Raw genomic sequence first — 15,901 nt, 5'->3', positions numbered from 1 at the left:
GGCCTGCCGCCCGGCCCGGCGCCCGGCTGCGGAGCCATGCCGTCACGCGCCGGCGGGCCGCGCCGCCCCGGCCTGGGCCGCCGCCGCCAGCAGGCTGCGCACCCGTCCCGCCAGCGCTTCCAGCGCGAAGGGCTTGGCGATCACCTCATGGCCCGGCGGCAGCGCGGTGCCGGCATAGCCGGTGATGAACAGCACCGGCAGGTCCGGCCGCCGTTCCTGCACCGCCTCGGACAATTGCCGGCCATTCATGCCGCCGGGCAGCCCGACATCGGTGACAAGCAGGTCGATGGCGGCGCCGTCGCCCAGGATGCGCAGCGCCGTCGGCCCGTCCGACGCCTCCAGCACGCGGTAGCCAAGTTCGCGCAGCCGCTCCGCGGCCGGGCCGCGCGCCGCCGCCTCGTCATCCACCAGCAGCACCACCTCCCCCGCCCCGGCCCGCTCCGGCAGGGCGGCGGCCGGCGCGGGCGGCGGGGCCGGCGCCTCGGCCGGCGGCCGGTTCGGCAGGAAGAGCCGCACGGTGGTGCCCTCGCCGGGCCGGCTCTCGATGCCGACGCGGCCGCCGGTCTGGCGGGCGAAGCCATAGACCTGGCTCAGCCCCAGGCCGGTGCCCTGGCCGAGCAGCTTGGTGGTGAAGAAGGGCTCGAAGACGCGGTCCAGCACCTCGGGCGGCATGCCGGTGCCGGTGTCGGCCACCGAGATGACGATGTATTCGCCGGGCAGCATGCCGTCCTGGCCGGCGACCTCCGCCTCCGACAGGGGCAGGCGCTGCGTGCCGATTGCCAGGCGGCCGCCTTCGGCCATGGCGTCGCGCGCATTGATGCAGAGGTTGAGCAGCGCGCTCTCCAGCTCGTTCGCGTCGCACAGCACGCAGCCGGCATCCTCCCGCAGGTCCAGCACCAGCCGGATGCCGGGCCCGACGGTGCGGCGGATCAGGTCCGCCATGCCGGCGATCAGCCCGTCCGGCCCCACCGGCCGCGGGTCTAGGTGCTGCCGCCGGGCGAAGGCCAGCAGGCGCCGGGTCAGCCCCGCCGCGCGGTCCGCTGCCTGGTGCGCCGCTTCCAGGTAGCGCGGCACCTGTTCGGTCCGGCCTTCCGCGATGCGGCGCCGCGCCAGCTCCACCGCGCCGGCGACGCCCTGCAGCATGTTGTTGAAGTCATGCGCGATGCCGCCGGTCAGCTGGCCGACCGCCTCCATCTTCTGCACCTGCCGCAGCGTCTCGGCCACCGCCACCAGCTCGGCGGTGCGCTCGCTGACGCGCTGCTCCAGCTCCTCCGCCGCCAGCCGCGCCTCGGTGATGTCGACGCCGCAGAAGGTGTAGCCGAGGAAGCCGCCGGCATCGTCCAGCCGCGGCACGCCCTCGCAGCGCAGCCAGCGGGCCTCGCCGACCCGGTCATGCACCCGCATCTCCGCGCGGAAGGACCGCCGGGCGCGGAAGGCGGCGGCGAAGGCGGCCTCGAACGCGCCGCGGTCCTCCGGCAGCAGCAGGCGCAGCCAGCCGCGGCCCAGCATCTCCGCCGCCGGGCACCCGAAGACATGGTCGAAATGCATGTTGGCGAAGACCACCTCGCCGCCGGCATCGGTCATCCAGATCAGCGCCGGGGCGCTGTCGGCCATGTGGCGGAACCGCGCCTCGCTCTCCCGCAGCTGCTCCTCCACCCGGCGGCGCTCGGTCACGTCCTGGCCGATCTTGAGGAAGCCGCGCAGCCTGCCGTCCGGGCCGCGCAGCGCCGTCCGCACGCCCTCGATGAAGACGCGGGTGCCGTCCTTGCGCTGGTGCCAGCGGATGTTGGGCGCGCGGCCGGCGACGCTCGCCGCCTCGACCTCCCGCCCCGGCACGCCGACCGCCCGGTCCTCGGGCGTGTAGGTCATGGCGGAGCTGCGGCCGACCACCTCCTCCGCGGACCAGCCGAAGGCGGCTTCGGCGCCCTGCCACCAGGCCTCGATCCGGTCCTCGGCATCGGTGGTGAAGATGGCGTAGTCGCGCGCCGTCTCGACCACCAGGCGCAGGCGCTGCTCGCCATCCCGCAGCGCCGCCACCGTCTCCTGCCAGCCGGTGACGTCGCGGGTGGTGCCGGCCACCGCCTCCACCTCCCCATCGGCGCCGAGGACGGGGACCAGGATGTAGTCGTAGATCCGGCGACCGAAGGTGCCGGTGAAGGGCACCTCCCCGCGCACCGGCTGCCGGGTGGCGACGACCTGGTCGATCTCGCGGTCATGCATCTCGGCGTGCCAGTCGGGATAGCCGAGCTCGAGGCAGGTGCGGCCGATCGCCTCCTCCCAGCGCCGGCCCCACATCCGCAGCAGGCCTTCATTGGCGTAGATGAACCGGTGGTCGAGGTCGAAGACATAGGCGAGGTCGGGCGTGTTGCTCAGGATCGCCTCGTAGAGGCGGCGCTGGCGCCCGGCCTCCGTCCGGCTCTCGCGCAGGTCGCTTTCGCGCCGCGCCTGCAGCGCCCGTTCGGCCAGCACCTTCTCGGTCGTCTCGGTGGCGGCGCAGAAGAAGCCGGCGACCGCCCCGGTTTCGTCCCGCAGCGGCGTCCAGGAGAAGGTGAACCAGCTCATCGGCCGGTCCGGGCGGGATGCCAGGGGCACCGGCCGGTCCACGAAATGCTGCGCCTGGCCGGCCATGGTCGCCGCGACCAGCGGGCGGAATTCCTCCCAGATCTCGGCGAAGAGCACGGCGAAGGGCCGCCCGAGCCCGTCCGGGTGCTTGGCGCCGAGGATGGGGATGAGGCCGTCGTTGTAGAGGCAGGTCAGCGCCGGGCCCCAGGCGACATGGGCCGGCTGCAGCGCCGCGAGCATGAGGCCGACGGCGCTGCGCAGGCTCTGCGGCCAGCCCTGGATGGGGCCGAGCGGGGTGGCCGCCCAGTCGTGGCGGCGCAGCCGCCCGGCGATCTCCCCCTCCAGCCCGTCGAGGAACGCCTCGGCGCCGCCCTCAGTCCCCATGATGCGGGTCCCGTGCGGCCGGCTGGGATGCCGGCGGTGCCCGCCCCGCGGCAGCCGATGGGACGGGCGGAGGCGAAGCGGCGTCGCGGAGCGTGCGGAAAGCCATGCCCGCGGCAGAGACGCTTGGTCCGCCCAAGTCAAGTCACGACCCGGACGGCGGAACGCGCCGCGGCCGGGCGCCGAGGGTAGGCGCGCGGTCCGGTCCTGATAGGATCGCCCGGCGCAGCGACGGAGCGGGCGGGGATGCAGGGCGCGGACCTGACGGCGCGGGGCTACCAGTTCGGCATCGATATCGGCGGCACCTTCACCGACGTGGTCTGCCGCGCGCCGGATGGCAGCATCCGCCTGACCAAGGTGGCGACCAGCCGCGCCGATCCCAGCCGCGCCGTGCTGGCGGCGCTGGAAACGGCCGGCGCGGACTGGGGCGTGCCGGCCGCGGCGATCGCCCGCTTCGCGCATGGCACCACCGTCGCCACCAATGCGGTGCTGGAACGCAAGGGCGCCCGCATCGGGCTGATCGCCACCGAGGGGTTCCGCGACGTCCTCGAGATCGGCCGGCAGATGCGCCACCAGATGTACGACCTGGTGCTGCGGCCGGAGACGCCCGGCTTCCTCGCCCCCGGCCGCTACCGGCGGGAGGTGCGGGAACGCCTGGATGCATCCGGCCAGGTGCTGGTCCCGCTGGAGGAGGAGGAGGCGCGCCGGGCGGTGCGGGAATTGCTGGACCAGGGCGTGCAGGCCATCGCCGTCTGCCTGCTGTTCTCCTTCCTCAACCCGGCGCATGAGCAGCGGATCGCCGAGATCGTCGCGGAGATGAGCCCGGGCCTGCCGGTCTCGCTTTCCTCCGCCGTCGATCCGGCCTTCCGCGAATACGAACGCACCTGCGCCACCGGCTTCGATGCCTATGTGAAGCCGCTGGTCGCCGACTACCTGGCGAACCTGGAAAGCGGCCTTGCGCGGGCCGGGGTCGGCGCCACCCTGCAGGTGATGCAGTCGCGCGGCGGCCTCACCGCCGCCGGCGTCGCGCGGCAGCGGCCGGTGCGGCTGTTCCTCTCGGGCCCCGCTGGCGGCGTCGTGGGCGGCCTGGCGGTCGGGCTTTCGGCCGGATACCGCGACCTGATCACCGTCGATGTCGGCGGCACGTCCTGCGACATCGCGCTGGTGAGCGATGGCCGCCCGCTGATCCGTGCCGAAGGCCTGATCGACGGCTTCCCGGTGCGCGTGCCGATGGTGGATGTCACCGCCATCGGCTCGGGCGGCGGCAGCCTGGCCTGGATCGATGCCGCAGGCACGCTGCGCGTCGGCCCGGATTCCGCGGGCAGCGAGCCCGGCCCGGCCTGCTATGGCCGCGGCGGCACCCGCGCGACGGTCACCGATGCCTCCGTCGCGCTGGGCTATATCGACCCGGCGCGCTTCGCCGGCGGCAGCATGCGGCTGGACCCGGCGCTGGCCGAGGCGGCGCTGCGGCGGGAGGTCGCGGAGCCCCTGGGCATGGACCCCGCCCGCGCCGCGCTCGGCATCCATCGCGTGCTGAATGCGCAGATGGCGGAGGCGATCAAGCTGGTGTCCATCGGCCGCGGCATCGACCCGCGCGGCTATGCGCTGCTGCCGCTGGGCGGCGCCGGCCCGCTGCATGGCTGCGCCCTGGCCGAGGAATTGGGCATATCCACGATCATCGTCCCGCCGCATCCCGGCGTGCTGGCCGCCGCCGGCCTGCTCGGCGCGCCGGTGGAGCACGAGGTGGCCGGCGCCTTCCCGCATCCCTGCGCCGGGCTCGACTCCGCGCTGCTGCAACCCGCCCTGGCGGCGCTGGACGATCGCTGCGCCGCGCTGATGGCGGAGGAGCGGCTGCCCGCCGGCACGGATGTGCAGGTCGGCCACAGCGCCGATCTCTGCTACATCGGCCAGTCCTATTGGCTGGAGGTGCCGCTGGACTTTTCGGCAGCGGACCCGGTGGGCGCCGCCTACCAGGCCTTCCTCGCCGCGCATGACCGCGTCTATGGCCATGCGCCGCCGCTGCCGGCGAAATTCGTCAACCTGCGCACGGTGCATCGCGCGGGCGGCGGCAGCGCCGCCGGCGGCGCCACGCGGGCCGGGGCGGCGCCGCCGCCCACCACGCGCCCGATCCGCGTCCGCCAGCACCCGGACCCGGTACCGGCCGCCATCTGGCAGCGCGCCGCCATCGGCCCGCAGCACCGCATCCCGGGCCCCGCCATCATCGAGCAGGTGGACACCACCACCCTGGTCGAGCCCGGCTGGACCGCGAGCCTCGCGCCGGACGGCGCCGCCCTGCTGCTGCGGAGGGACGCCGCATGACCACGGAGTTCACCACCGCCGATCTCGACCCCGTGACGGTCGAGGTCATGCGCCACCGCCTGGAAGGCATCGCCAACGAGATGCAGGCGACGCTGCTCCGCTCCTCCTTCTCGCCGATCGTGAAGGAGGGGCTGGACGCCTCGGCCGGCCTGTTCACCGCGGATGGCCAGACGCTGGCGCAGTCCTGCTCGATTCCCATCCACCTCGCCACGCTGATCCCGGCGGTCGGGCGCATCCTGCGGGACTTCCCGCCGGCGACGATGCAGCCCGACGACACCTACCTGCTCAACGACCCCTATTGCGGCGGCACCCATCTGCCGGACATCGCCATCGTGCAGCCGGTGTTTGCCGGCGGCCGCATCATCGCCTTCAGCGCGGCGATGACGCATCACCAGGACATGGGCGGGCTGTCGGCCGGATCCGTTCCCACCAACGCCACCGAGATCTTCCAGGAAGGCCTGCGCCTGCCGCCGCTGAAATTCCGCGACCGCGGCGTGGTGAACGCGACGCTGGAAGCGATCATCCGGCAGAATGTCCGCATCCCCGACACGGTGATGGGCGACATCCATGCCCAGGTCAGCGCCTGTTCCATCGGCGCCCGCCGCCTGGCCGAACTGGCGGAGAAGCAGGGCGGCAATGCGCTGACCGCGCTGTTCGCCGAGCTGCTCGACCGGTCGGAGCGCATGACGCGGCTGGCACTCGCCGGCATCCCCGACGGCACCTGGCGCGCGGTGGACTGGCTAGACAATGACGGCGTGGAGCTGGACAAGCCGATCCGGATCGAGGTCGCCGTCACCATCAAGGGCGACGCGATCCATATCGACTTCACCGGCACCTCCCCGCAGGTGCGCGGGCCGCTGAACTGCGTGCCCTCCGGCTCGCTCGCCGCCGCCTGCTTCGCGGTGCGCGCGCTGACCGATCCGCGCATCCCGACCAATGGTGGCTGCTTCCGCCCCATCTCCCTGCACCTGCCGGAGGGCACGCTGGTGAACCCGCGCGCGCCGGCGCCGGTCAATGCCCGCACCTCCACCATCAAGCGCATCACCGGCACCATCCTGGCCGCGATGGCGGAGGTGCTGCCGGACCGCGTCCCGGCGCCCTCCGCCGGGCAGATGGTGATCGTCGCCTTCGGCGGGAAACGCGCGGATGGCACGCCCTTCGTCACCGGCGACCTGATCGCCGGCGGCAGCGGTGCGGCGCGCGGCGCGGACGGCGTGGACGTGATCGAGACCGACGCCACCAACTGCATGAACCTGCCGGCCGAGGCGGCGGAGATGGAAACGCCCATCCGCCTGAACCGCGTCGCGCTGCGGCCAGGCTCGGGCGGGGATGGCGAGTACCGCGGCGGCCTGGGCACCATCCGCGAATACGAGGCGCTTGTGGACGAGGTGAGCTTCACCCATCGCAGCGAACGCCATTTCAGCGCGGCCGGCGGGCTGTTCGGCGGCGCGCCGGGGGCCATGGCGCGCTCCGTGATCCACCGAAGCGACGGCACGCAGGAGGTGATCCCCTCCAAGATCGTAACGCGGCTGCAGAAGGGCGACCGCGTGGTGATCGAGACCGCCGGCGGCGGCGGGTATGGCGAGCCGGGGCGGCGTGCGGCGGCAGCGCGGGAAGCGGATGCGCGGGATGGGAAGACTTGAGGAGGGCTCTGCCCTCCTCAAACTCCACCCGCCAAGGGCCGAAGGGCCCTTGGAACCCTCGAGTTTGACTCATACGGGGGTGCAGGGGGCAGCGACACCTACCCCCGCATCAGCGCATCCAGGTTAGCATCCGCCTGCGGCAGCCGCCCCTGCTCCACCGCATGGATCATGTCCACCAGCCGCTGCGTCACCGGGCACGGGATGCCGTGCTTCGCGCCGATGGCGGCGATGGGTGCGATCTGCGCATCCACCTCCGTGGTCCGCTTGCGCACCGCGATGTCGCGCCAGATGCCGGAATGCGTCTTCGCATTGGGCCGGTTGAAGGCGACCATGGCGACGACGGACTCGCGCGCCGCCGCCTCGCTCGCCCCGGGCCTGAAGGCCGCGGGGTCGTAGCCGTTGAAGCCGCGCGGCTGCACGCCGAGCGCGGCGGCCACCGCATTCACCTCCGCCCCCAGCGACCGCCACAGCGGCAGCAATTCCGGCCGCGCCAGGCAATCCGCGATGCCCAACTGCCCCAGCGCCTGGGCAAACAGCAGGATGCCGTAGCCCAGCTTGCCCCAGAGATAGCCGTGGATGTCGTCCGTCATGATCGCATGCGGCGCGAATTCCAGCATTTCCGCATGCAGCGCCGAAAGCCGCTTCGTCATGCGTCCATCGGTCTCGCCCAGCACCACCGCGCCATGGTTGGCGAACTGCACCTCCCCCGGCGCCTGCCAGTCGGCGCCGAAATTGATGAAGGCGCCGACCACCCGTTCCGGCCCCACCACGCCGGCGATGACCTCCTCGCACAGCCCGTTCTGCAGCGACAGGACATAGCCGCCCGGCGCCAGATGCGGCGCCAGCGCCTCCGACGCTGCGCGGGTGTGCTGCGCCTTCACGCAGAGGAAGATGCGGTCCCAGACCCCCGTGACATCCGCCGGCGTGAAGGCCGGCGCGCGGACGGTGAACTGCTCGATCGGGCCGGTGATGCGCAGCCCGTCGCGGGCGATGGCCGCGACATGCGCCGCATCCGTATCCACGAAGGTGATGTCATGGCCGGCGCGTCGCAGATAGGCGCCGACCGTACCGCCGATGGCGCCGGCGCCCCAGACCAGGATGCGGGATGCGGGCACAGGCTCAGCCCTTCAGCGTACGGATGATCATCTGCGTCAGCCGCGGCATGTTCGGCCCGATGCTCTCGAAATCGGGCTTCACCAGGCGGCGCTGCGCCTCCTCCGCGCTCATGATCACGCTGTCGGCCTTCAGGTTGTCGGGCACCTGCACGGCGGTGCTGGCCGGCGAGAAGAAGCCGCGGGTGATCCAGGCCATCTGGCATTCGTCGGACAACCAGGTGTCGAGATAGCGCTGCGTCAACTCCGTCACACGCGGATTGAAGCCGGTGCAGACCTGCATGTGGCCGGTCCACTGCACGCCGCCTTCCTTCGGCACGACGAAGGCGAGACGGTTGCCGCGTGCCCGCGCCTGTCCCATGAAGCTGCCCCAGTGCGGCGCGCACCACATCTCCCCGCGGGAGACCATGTCCTCCGCCACCACCGGGCTGTTCACCCAGGCGCCGATATTCGCCTTGTGCGGCGCCCAGGCGCGGATGCCTTCCTCGACCGAGGGCGGCTTGCCGGCGGCGACCGCGGCCATGATGTAGCCGTCGTAATAGGCGTCCCACATCGCCACGCGGCCGCGCAGCTTCGGGTCGTACAGGTCGTTCCAGGACTGCGGCGCCTCCATGCGGTCCGGGTTGTACATGATGGCGAAGGGCGAGAGGTGGAACGGGATGCCGAGACCGCCCGGCGTCGCCAGCCCCGCCGGCAGCTTCGATGCATTGGGGACGAATTCCCGGTTGAAGGGCGCGAACATGCCGTCCGCGCGGCCGCGCTGGGCGAAGATGTCGTTGAACATGCCGCCCGAGATCACCGGGTTGGCGCGCTGCGTCAGCATGCGCGGATAGCCGGCGGCATTGGTCGCCACTTCCAGCCGCACCTCGGTCGAAGCCTGGCGCGTGCGGAACTGCGGCAGCGTGACGTCGCGCAGGATGTCCGGCACCGCGCCGGGCTGGGAGAGGATGGTGATCTGCGCCACATCGCCGGCCGGCGCCTGCGCCAGCGCCTCGGCGAAGCGGAGGAAGCTGGCGCCGCCGGCGCCCATGGCGACCAGGCCCTGGAGCAGCGCCCGCCGGCGCGTGCCGGCGGTGAATTCGCGGAGGATGTCGGGCGTCTCGGTCATGTCTCGCTCTCCCGTTGTCGGTCTTGTCACGGCGCCGCGAAGCAGACCATGTCGGCCGCCCGCCAGCCCAAGGTCACCGCATCGCCCAGGCGCGGTGCGGGCATGCCCTGGCCGTTCGCCTGCATGGCCAGCATCGTCGCGCCGCCTTCCACCGTCACATGCAGGTAGGTGACCGCGCCGAGATAGACGATATGCGCCACCCGCCCCTGCGCCAGCACCAGCCCTTCGGCCTGCGGCGGGTTCACCTGCACCTTCTCCGGCCGCAGCATGATCTCCACTGCGCTGCCGGTCGCCGCCGCGGCCTCCGGCACCGCCAATTCCCGCCCGCCGGCCAGCCGCACCAGCAGCCCGCCCGCACCCTGGCCGGTGGCGGTGCCGCGCATCGCATTCATCATGCCGATGAAGTCGGAGACGAAGTGGCTGCGCGGGCGTTCGTAGATCTCGTCCGGCGTGCCGGCCTGGACGATGCGGCCTTCCTCCATCACCACGATACGGTCGGACAGCGTCAGCGCCTCGTCCTGGTCGTGCGTGACGAAGATGGTGGTGATGCCCACCTCCCGCTGCAGCAGGCGGATCTCCACCTGCATCTGCTCACGCAGCTTGCGGTCCAGCGCCGCCAGGGGTTCGTCGAAGAGCAGCACGTCCGGCCGCGTCACCAGGGCGCGGGCCAGCGCCACGCGCTGCCGCTGGCCGCCGGACAACTGGGACGGGATGCGGTCCTCCAGCCCCTCCAGCCGCACCTGCCGCATGGCATCGGCGACGCGGGTGGCGATCTCGGCCCGCGGCCGGCGGCGCATCACCAGGCCGTAGCCGATATTCTCCGCCACCGTCTTGTGCGGAAACAGCGCGTAGTTCTGGAACACCATGCCGATGTTGCGGCGCCAGGGCGGCACCTCGTTCGCGCGCGTGCCGCCGATGCGGATCTCGCCGGCATCCGGCACCTCCAGCCCCGCGATCATGCGCAGCGTGGTGGTCTTGCCGCAGCCGCTCGGCCCGAGCAGGCTGACCATCTCGCCCGGCGCGACCTCGAGGTCCACGCCCTGCACCGCCGGCACCTTGCCGTACCATTTGGCGACGCCCAACAGCGCCACGCCCTTCGCGTTCACGAGAACTGCTTCCCCAGGCCCACGGTGCGCTCCACCGCCAGCACCGCCGCGGTGGTCAGCAGGATCAGCAAGGTGGAAACGGCGGCCAGCACCGGGTCCAGACTGTATTCGGCGTAATTGTACATCTCGATCGGCAGGGTCATCATCCCGCTGCCGACGAGGAAGAGCGAGATGGTGAACTCGTCGAAGGAGATGATGAGCGAGAAGGTCGCGCCCGCGACGAGCCCCGGTCGCAGCAGCGGCAGGGTCACGCTGGTGAAGCCCCGCCAGGGGCTCGCGCCGAGCGTCAGTGCCGCTTCCTCCCAGGCGCGGTCCACCTCCGCCAGGGTGGCGGAGACGGTGCGGACGACGTAGGGCAGCACCACCACGATATGCGCCAGCACCAGGCCCCAGAAGTTGCGGACCAGCCCCATCGGCGCCAGCACCATGGCGATGGCCGCCGCCAGCACGATGGCTGGGAAGACCAGCGGCGCCATGAACAGCGCCATCAGCGCGCCGCGGCCGGGGAAGGCGTAGCGGCGCAGGGCGAAGGCGCTGAGCGTGCCCACCACCAGCGACACGCCGGTGGCGACCGCGGCGATGGCGGCGCTGTTCGCCGCCGCGGCCAGCAGCGCCGGCCGTTCCAGGATGGCGGCGAACCATTTCAGGGAGAATCCCTGCGGCGGGAAGGCCAGCGCATTGCCTTCCCCGAAGGCGGAGGGGATCACCACCGCGATTGGCAGCGCCAGGAACAGCATGACGACCGCCACATAGGCGCCGAGGAGGCGACGCGCCGTCATCAGCGGCGCGCCCAGCGGCGCAGCAGCAGGCCGTAGCCCGCCAGCAGCGCCAGCGTGGCGAAGCTCAGCACCATGGCCGAGGCGGCGCCGCCCGGCCAGTCCACCAGCGTCACCATCTGCTCATGGATCGCGATCGCCATCACCGTGACATGCCCGCGCCCGAGCCAGAGCGGCGTGATGAAGGCGCCGATGGTCAGGCAGAAGACGATCACCGACCCCGCCGCGATGCCCTGCACCGACAGCGGCAGCGTCACGGAGAGGAACCCCCGCAGCGGCGTGGCGCCGAGCGTCGAGGCCGCCTCGGCATAGGCGGCGTCGATGCGGCCCAGCACGGCGGCGATGGACAGCACCATGAAGGGCAGCAGCACATGCACCATGCCCAGCACCACCGACCAGAAGCCCTGCATCAGCCGCAGCGGCTCGCTGACGAGGCCAAGGCGGAGCAGCGCGGCATTCACCAGGCCCTCGCTGCCCAGCAGGATGGTCCAGCCCATGGTGCGGACGACGATGCTGACCAGCAGCGGGAAGATGGTGCCGAGGAAGACCAGATGCGCCCAGCGCGACCGCGCCCGCGCCAGGTACCAGGCGACGGGGTAGCCCAGCACGGCACACAGCGCGGTGACCGCTAGCGCCAGGGAAAAGCTGCGCAGCGCCACCGTCAGCAGGTAGTCGTCGGCCAGGAACTCGGCGTATTTCGCCAGGCTGAACACGATGGGGCCGGGGAAACGCTCCCGCAGCGACATGCCCAGCATGACGAGGAAGGGCCAGACGAGCACCAGCGCCAGCAGCGCCACGCCCGGCGCCAGCAGCAGGGTGGCGGCCAGGCCGCGGCGCAGGTCCGGGCGGCGGCGGGACGGCGCGATGGCGGTCATGGCGCGCGGAGCTCCGGATGCGCCTCGCCCAGGGCGGCGAAGGCGGCGGCGATGTCGGCCGCGCTGCCCGGTTCCGTCACCGCCTCGAACAGCCGCAGCTTCACGAAATGGCGCCAATGCACCGGCAGGGTCGCCAGCAACTCGGTCAGCGCGGCGTAGCGCGCGGGCGTCCAGATGCGCTCGAAGCCCTCCCGCGTCGCGCAGAGCGTGAAGAAGCCGGCGGGCGCCAGGCGCGGGGCGGCGCGCAGCCGCGCCGTCTCCGCCGCATCCAGTGCGCCATCCGCGCCCAGCGCCACACCATAGTCGCGCCGCGCCGCCCCCGCGGACACCAGGCCGCCGGCGACGTCCTGCAGCACCGCCTCGACCGGCCGGGCGAAGGGATCGCCATAGCCGCCACCGCCCGCGCCGGTGATCAGGATGGTGTCGCCCGGGCCGCAGGGCACCACATCGGTATTGCCGAGATCGATGGGGGTACCGCGCGGCGGCGTGCGGGTGAAGAGCGCCGGCGCGCCCGGCCGCCCGCCCAGGATGCCGGGCGAGGCGAAGACGGAGCGGTCGCGGTTGCGCGCGGTGACGACGGAGCCGGGGGCGAAGACCTGGAATTCCATCGCCGCCGCCGTGCCGCCGCGATGCAGGCCCGGCCCGCCGCTGTCCGGCACCGTGCCGTAGCGCAGCACGCGGATCGGCAACTCGGCTTCCGTGATCTCCACCGGCGTGTTGCGGATGAAGCCAAAGAGCGAGCCGCCGCCATCATCGGCATCGGCCCGCGCGGCGCCGCCCCCGCCGCCGCCGATCGGCCCGATGGAGGCCATGTAGCTGCGACCGGCGCGGTCGCTCGTCCGCACGTTCACCAGGCTCGGCCCCGCCGCCGGCAGCGCGGTCAGCCTTTCCGGCAAGGCCTGGGCGAAGGCACCCAGCGTCACCGCCTGGGCCAGCATGCAGGTCAGGCTGCGCATGCCGACGGCGGCCGGCGCCTGCGCGTTCAGCACCGTGCCCGGCGGCAGCACGGCGCGGGCCGGGCGATAGACGCCGTAATTCAGCAGCAGGTCCGGCTCCAGCGTGCTCAGCACCAAGGTCAGCCCGACCATGGCCAGCGCATGCCGTTCGCGCCCGCCGGTCGGGACGTTGAGGGAGGAGGCGAGCTGCGGGTCGCTGCCGGTGAAGTCCAGCTCCGCCTCGCCGCCCCGCACCCGCACGGTCAGCGCGATGCGGCAGGGACGGCCGCCGGGCGAATCCTCGTCGGCATAGTCGGCATAGGCATAGTCGCCATCGGGGATGCCGGCGATGACGCGGCGCGCCTGCGCCTCGGCATAGTCCAGCAGCGCGGGCATGGCGGCCTGCAGGGCGGGCAGGCCGAAGCGGGCGATCATCTCCCGCACCCGCCGCTCCCCCGTGTTCACCGCGGCGATCTGCGCGCCCAGATCGCCGCGATTCTGTGCGGGCAGGCGAACATTGGTGGCGATCAGCCGCAGCAATTCCTGGTTCAGCACGCCGCGCCGCGCGAGTTTCATGGGCGGGATGCGCAGCCCTTCCTGATGCACCTCCGTCAGGCTGCGGGAGAGCGAGGCCGGCACCGCGCCACCGACATCGGTGTTGTGGACATGGCAGCCGACGAAGCAGACCAGCGCGCCATCATGGAAGACCGGCTTCCACAGATGCGTGTCGGGCGCATGGGTGGCGACGAAGCCGGAATAGGGGTCGGAGGTGATGGCGATGTCGCCCTCCTCATACCCCTCCTCGATCAGCGCGATGGCCGGGCCGTAGTCGAGCCCGGTGAACCAGTGCGCGCCGAAGTTCTTCGGCGAGGCGAAGGTGAGCCCTTCCGGCGTCAGCAACTGGCAGGTGAAATCCTCCGTCTCCTTCACGAAGGTCGAATGGGCCGTCCGCAGCAGGGTCCAGCCCATGGCCTCGGCGGCGGCGGTGGCGTGGTTGGCCAGCACGCGCAGCAGGGCGCGGTCCAGGCTCATGGCGCGGCCTCCTCGGCGCGGATGCGCAGGCAGCCATGCCGGTCCACCAGCACCGCCTGTCCCGGCGGGACGACGGTGGTGCAATCCTCCTGCGTCACCACCACCGGGCCGTGCAGGCGATGGCCGGCGCGCAACGCGGCACGGTCGTGGAACGCCACCTCCCGCCAGGCGCCGTCCAGCCAGGCGCGGTCGGTGGCGAAGGGCATGGGCGACGCGGTGGCGGCGGGCAGGTCGGATAGCACCGGCTTGGGCGTCGGGCCGGTGGCGGTGACGCGCAGCGCGATAACCTGCACCGGCGCCTCCGGGTCGGCATGGCCATACAGCGCCGCATGCGCCGCATGGAAGGCGGCGGCGATGACCGCGGTGTCCCCCTGCAACGCCGCGGCATCGTCGAGGGGTGCCTCGATCTCGTAGGACTGGCCGCGGTAGCGGCAATCCGCGGAGTAGCCGAGTTGCGCCTCGCCGTCATGCCCCTGCTCGCCGCGCAGCCAGTCCAGCGCGTCGCGGCGGAGGTCGGCGAAGCCGGCGCGGACCGCGTCCGTGGCCGCTTCGTCCAGCGGCAGGTACAGCGTGCGGAGGAAATCGCTGCGCAGGTCGGCGATCAGCCCGCCCAGCGCGCTCAGCACGCCTGGCGTCGGCGGCACCAGTACCTCCGCCACGCCGAGTTCGCGCGCCAGGAAGCAGCCCAGCATGGGCCCGGCGCCGCCGAAGGCGAGCAGTGCGGTCTCCCTTGGGTCCACGCCGAAGCGGGCGGTGGCGGCGCCGATGCGGGCATACATGCCGGACACCGCGACCTCGATCATCGCCTGCGCCGTTTCCTCCACGCCGCGGCCCAGCGGCTGCGCCACGGTGCCGATGGCGGCACGGGCGCGGTCCGCGTCCACCCGCGCCGCGCCATGACCCAGATCGGCACGGCCCAGCAACCCGCAGGCGGCGAAGGCATCCGTTACGGTCGGGCGTGTGCCGCCGCGGCCGAAGCAGGCCGGGCCGGGCGTGCTGCCCGCGCTCTCCGGCCCCACCTGCAGCACGCCGAAGCCATCCACCCAGGCGATGGACCCGCCGCCCTCCCCGATCGAACTCACCGCGACGGAGGGGATGTGGATGCGGAACTCCCCCACCTCCTCTCCGCTGCCGTAGCGCGGCTGGCCGTCGCGAATCAGCGCGACATCGGCGCTGGTCCCGCCGATATCCAGGCTGAGGCATTCCCGCAGCCCGGCGATGCGCGCGACGAAGCCGGCGCCGATGACGCCGGCGGCGGTGCCGGACAGCACCATCTGCAAGCCCTCGCGCCGGCCGCGTTCGGCGGTCATCACGCCGCCATTGCTGCGGGTGACGCGCGCCTCGCAGGGCACGCCGATCTCGCGCAGCGCCGCCTGCAGCCCATCGAGATAGGCCGTGACGCGCGGCTGGACATAGCCGGCGATGGTGGCGGTGACGGTGCGCTCGTATTCGCGGAGGACGGGCCAGACCTCGGCCGAGCAGAGGACCGGCAGGCCGGGATGGGCGCGGGCCAGCGCTTCCCGCGCCTGCCGCTCATGCGCCGGGTTGCGCCAGGCATGCAGCAGGGCGACGACGATGCCCTCCGCGCCCGCCGCCAGCGCGGCCTGCGCCGCCGCCAGCACATGGGCGTCGGACAGCGCCTGCAGGACGCTGCCATCGGCGGCCAGGCGTTCCGGCAATTCGAAGACGCGGTCGCGGGTGACGAGGGGTGCGGGGCGCTTCGACAGCAAATCGTACATGTCGGGCGCGCGCAGGCGGCCAAGCTCCAGCACGTCGCGGAAGCCCTGCGTCACCAGCAGCGCCAGGCGCGGCCCCTTGCGCTGGATGACGGTGTTCACCCCCACCGTGGTGCCATGCGTGAAATAGCCGATCTCGGCGGGCGCGATGCCGTGCCGGTCCCGCAGGCCGGCGAGGCCGGCCAGCACCTCCTCTCCCGGCCGGTCGGGGCGGGAGAAGACCTTCAGGCTGCGCACCTCGCCCGTGCGGTCATCCAGCAGGGCGAGGTCGGTGAAGGACCCGCCGATGTCCACGCCGACGCGATAGCCCATGGCG

Annotated in this window: 10 protein-coding genes; 2 read left to right on the top strand and 8 right to left on the bottom strand. The window is 72.7% G+C overall.

Annotation, left to right across the window (positions count from 1 at the left end; genetic code table 11):
* Window positions 1–42 precede the first annotated feature (42 nt).
* Complete coding sequence (locus E2C05_RS13335; RefSeq protein WP_133220133.1) at window positions 43–2,946, bottom strand: PAS domain-containing hybrid sensor histidine kinase/response regulator; 2,904 nt, start codon at window positions 2,944–2,946, stop codon at window positions 43–45.
* A 243-nt stretch (window positions 2,947–3,189) separates the two neighbouring features.
* Here E2C05_RS13335 and E2C05_RS13330 point away from each other — a divergent pair, with 243 nt between their 5' ends.
* Both E2C05_RS13330 and E2C05_RS13325 read left to right on the top strand, forming a co-directional pair.
* Window positions 3,190–5,262, top strand: coding sequence for a hydantoinase/oxoprolinase family protein (locus E2C05_RS13330; protein ID WP_133220132.1), 2,073 nt, complete (start codon window positions 3,190–3,192; stop codon window positions 5,260–5,262).
* Complete coding sequence (locus E2C05_RS13325; RefSeq protein ID WP_133220131.1) at window positions 5,259–6,905, top strand: hydantoinase B/oxoprolinase family protein; 1,647 nt, start codon at window positions 5,259–5,261, stop codon at window positions 6,903–6,905. The genes E2C05_RS13330 and E2C05_RS13325 overlap by 4 nt, the downstream gene beginning before the upstream one ends.
* 98 nt (window positions 6,906–7,003) lie before the next feature.
* On the opposite strand, the gene E2C05_RS13320 is transcribed toward E2C05_RS13325, so the two are convergent.
* From E2C05_RS13320 to E2C05_RS13290, 7 genes are read right to left on the bottom strand one after another with little or no spacing between them, the layout of a single operon-like run.
* Window positions 7,004–8,020, bottom strand: coding sequence for a ketopantoate reductase family protein (locus tag E2C05_RS13320; protein WP_133220130.1), 1,017 nt, complete (start codon window positions 8,018–8,020; stop codon window positions 7,004–7,006).
* Window positions 8,021–8,024: 4 nt separating this feature from the next.
* Window positions 8,025–9,125 carry an ABC transporter substrate-binding protein gene (locus tag E2C05_RS13315; RefSeq protein ID WP_133220129.1) on the bottom strand — a complete coding sequence of 367 codons (1,101 nt, stop codon included), beginning with the start codon at window positions 9,123–9,125 and terminating at the stop codon, window positions 8,025–8,027.
* Window positions 9,126–9,151: 26 nt separating this feature from the next.
* Window positions 9,152–10,231, bottom strand: a complete 1,080-nt coding sequence (locus tag E2C05_RS13310) for an ABC transporter ATP-binding protein (protein ID WP_200305501.1) — start codon at window positions 10,229–10,231, stop codon at window positions 9,152–9,154.
* Complete coding sequence (locus E2C05_RS13305; protein WP_133220128.1) at window positions 10,228–11,010, bottom strand: ABC transporter permease; 783 nt, start codon at window positions 11,008–11,010, stop codon at window positions 10,228–10,230. Before E2C05_RS13305 ends, E2C05_RS13310 begins: the two co-directional genes overlap by 4 nt.
* Window positions 11,010–11,882 (bottom strand): ABC transporter permease, encoded by an 873-nt coding sequence (locus E2C05_RS13300; protein WP_133220127.1) that lies wholly within the window; start codon window positions 11,880–11,882, stop codon window positions 11,010–11,012. Before E2C05_RS13300 ends, E2C05_RS13305 begins: the two co-directional genes overlap by 1 nt.
* Window positions 11,879–13,849 (bottom strand): hydantoinase B/oxoprolinase family protein, encoded by a 1,971-nt coding sequence (locus tag E2C05_RS13295; protein WP_133220126.1) that lies wholly within the window; start codon window positions 13,847–13,849, stop codon window positions 11,879–11,881. Before E2C05_RS13295 ends, E2C05_RS13300 begins: the two co-directional genes overlap by 4 nt.
* The gene (locus E2C05_RS13290) at window positions 13,846–15,897 is read right to left on the bottom strand and encodes a hydantoinase/oxoprolinase family protein (RefSeq protein WP_133220125.1); all 2,052 of its coding nucleotides are present in this window, start codon (window positions 15,895–15,897) and stop codon (window positions 13,846–13,848) included. The genes E2C05_RS13295 and E2C05_RS13290 overlap by 4 nt, the downstream gene beginning before the upstream one ends.
* Window positions 15,898–15,901: the final 4 nt, after the last annotated feature.

Source organism: Paracraurococcus ruber, assembly GCF_004353985.1.
Lineage (GTDB): Bacteria > Pseudomonadota > Alphaproteobacteria > Acetobacterales > Acetobacteraceae > Paracraurococcus > Paracraurococcus ruber.
Note: the sequence above shows the minus strand (reverse complement) of the source record. Positions and strands in the feature narration are given on the sequence as shown.

Coding starts and splice junctions, on each gene's coding strand:
- E2C05_RS13335 (WP_133220133.1), bottom strand. CDS start 2,946: ATGGGGACTGAGGGCGGCGCCGAGGCGTTCCTCGACGGGCTGGAGGGG.
- E2C05_RS13330 (WP_133220132.1), top strand. CDS start 3,190: ATGCAGGGCGCGGACCTGACGGCGCGGGGCTACCAGTTCGGCATCGAT.
- E2C05_RS13325 (WP_133220131.1), top strand. CDS start 5,259: ATGACCACGGAGTTCACCACCGCCGATCTCGACCCCGTGACGGTCGAG.
- E2C05_RS13315 (WP_133220129.1), bottom strand. CDS start 9,125: ATGACCGAGACGCCCGACATCCTCCGCGAATTCACCGCCGGCACGCGC.
- E2C05_RS13305 (WP_133220128.1), bottom strand. CDS start 11,010: ATGACGGCGCGTCGCCTCCTCGGCGCCTATGTGGCGGTCGTCATGCTG.
- E2C05_RS13300 (WP_133220127.1), bottom strand. CDS start 11,882: ATGACCGCCATCGCGCCGTCCCGCCGCCGCCCGGACCTGCGCCGCGGC.
- E2C05_RS13295 (WP_133220126.1), bottom strand. CDS start 13,849: ATGAGCCTGGACCGCGCCCTGCTGCGCGTGCTGGCCAACCACGCCACC.
- E2C05_RS13290 (WP_133220125.1), bottom strand. CDS start 15,897: ATGGGCTATCGCGTCGGCGTGGACATCGGCGGGTCCTTCACCGACCTC.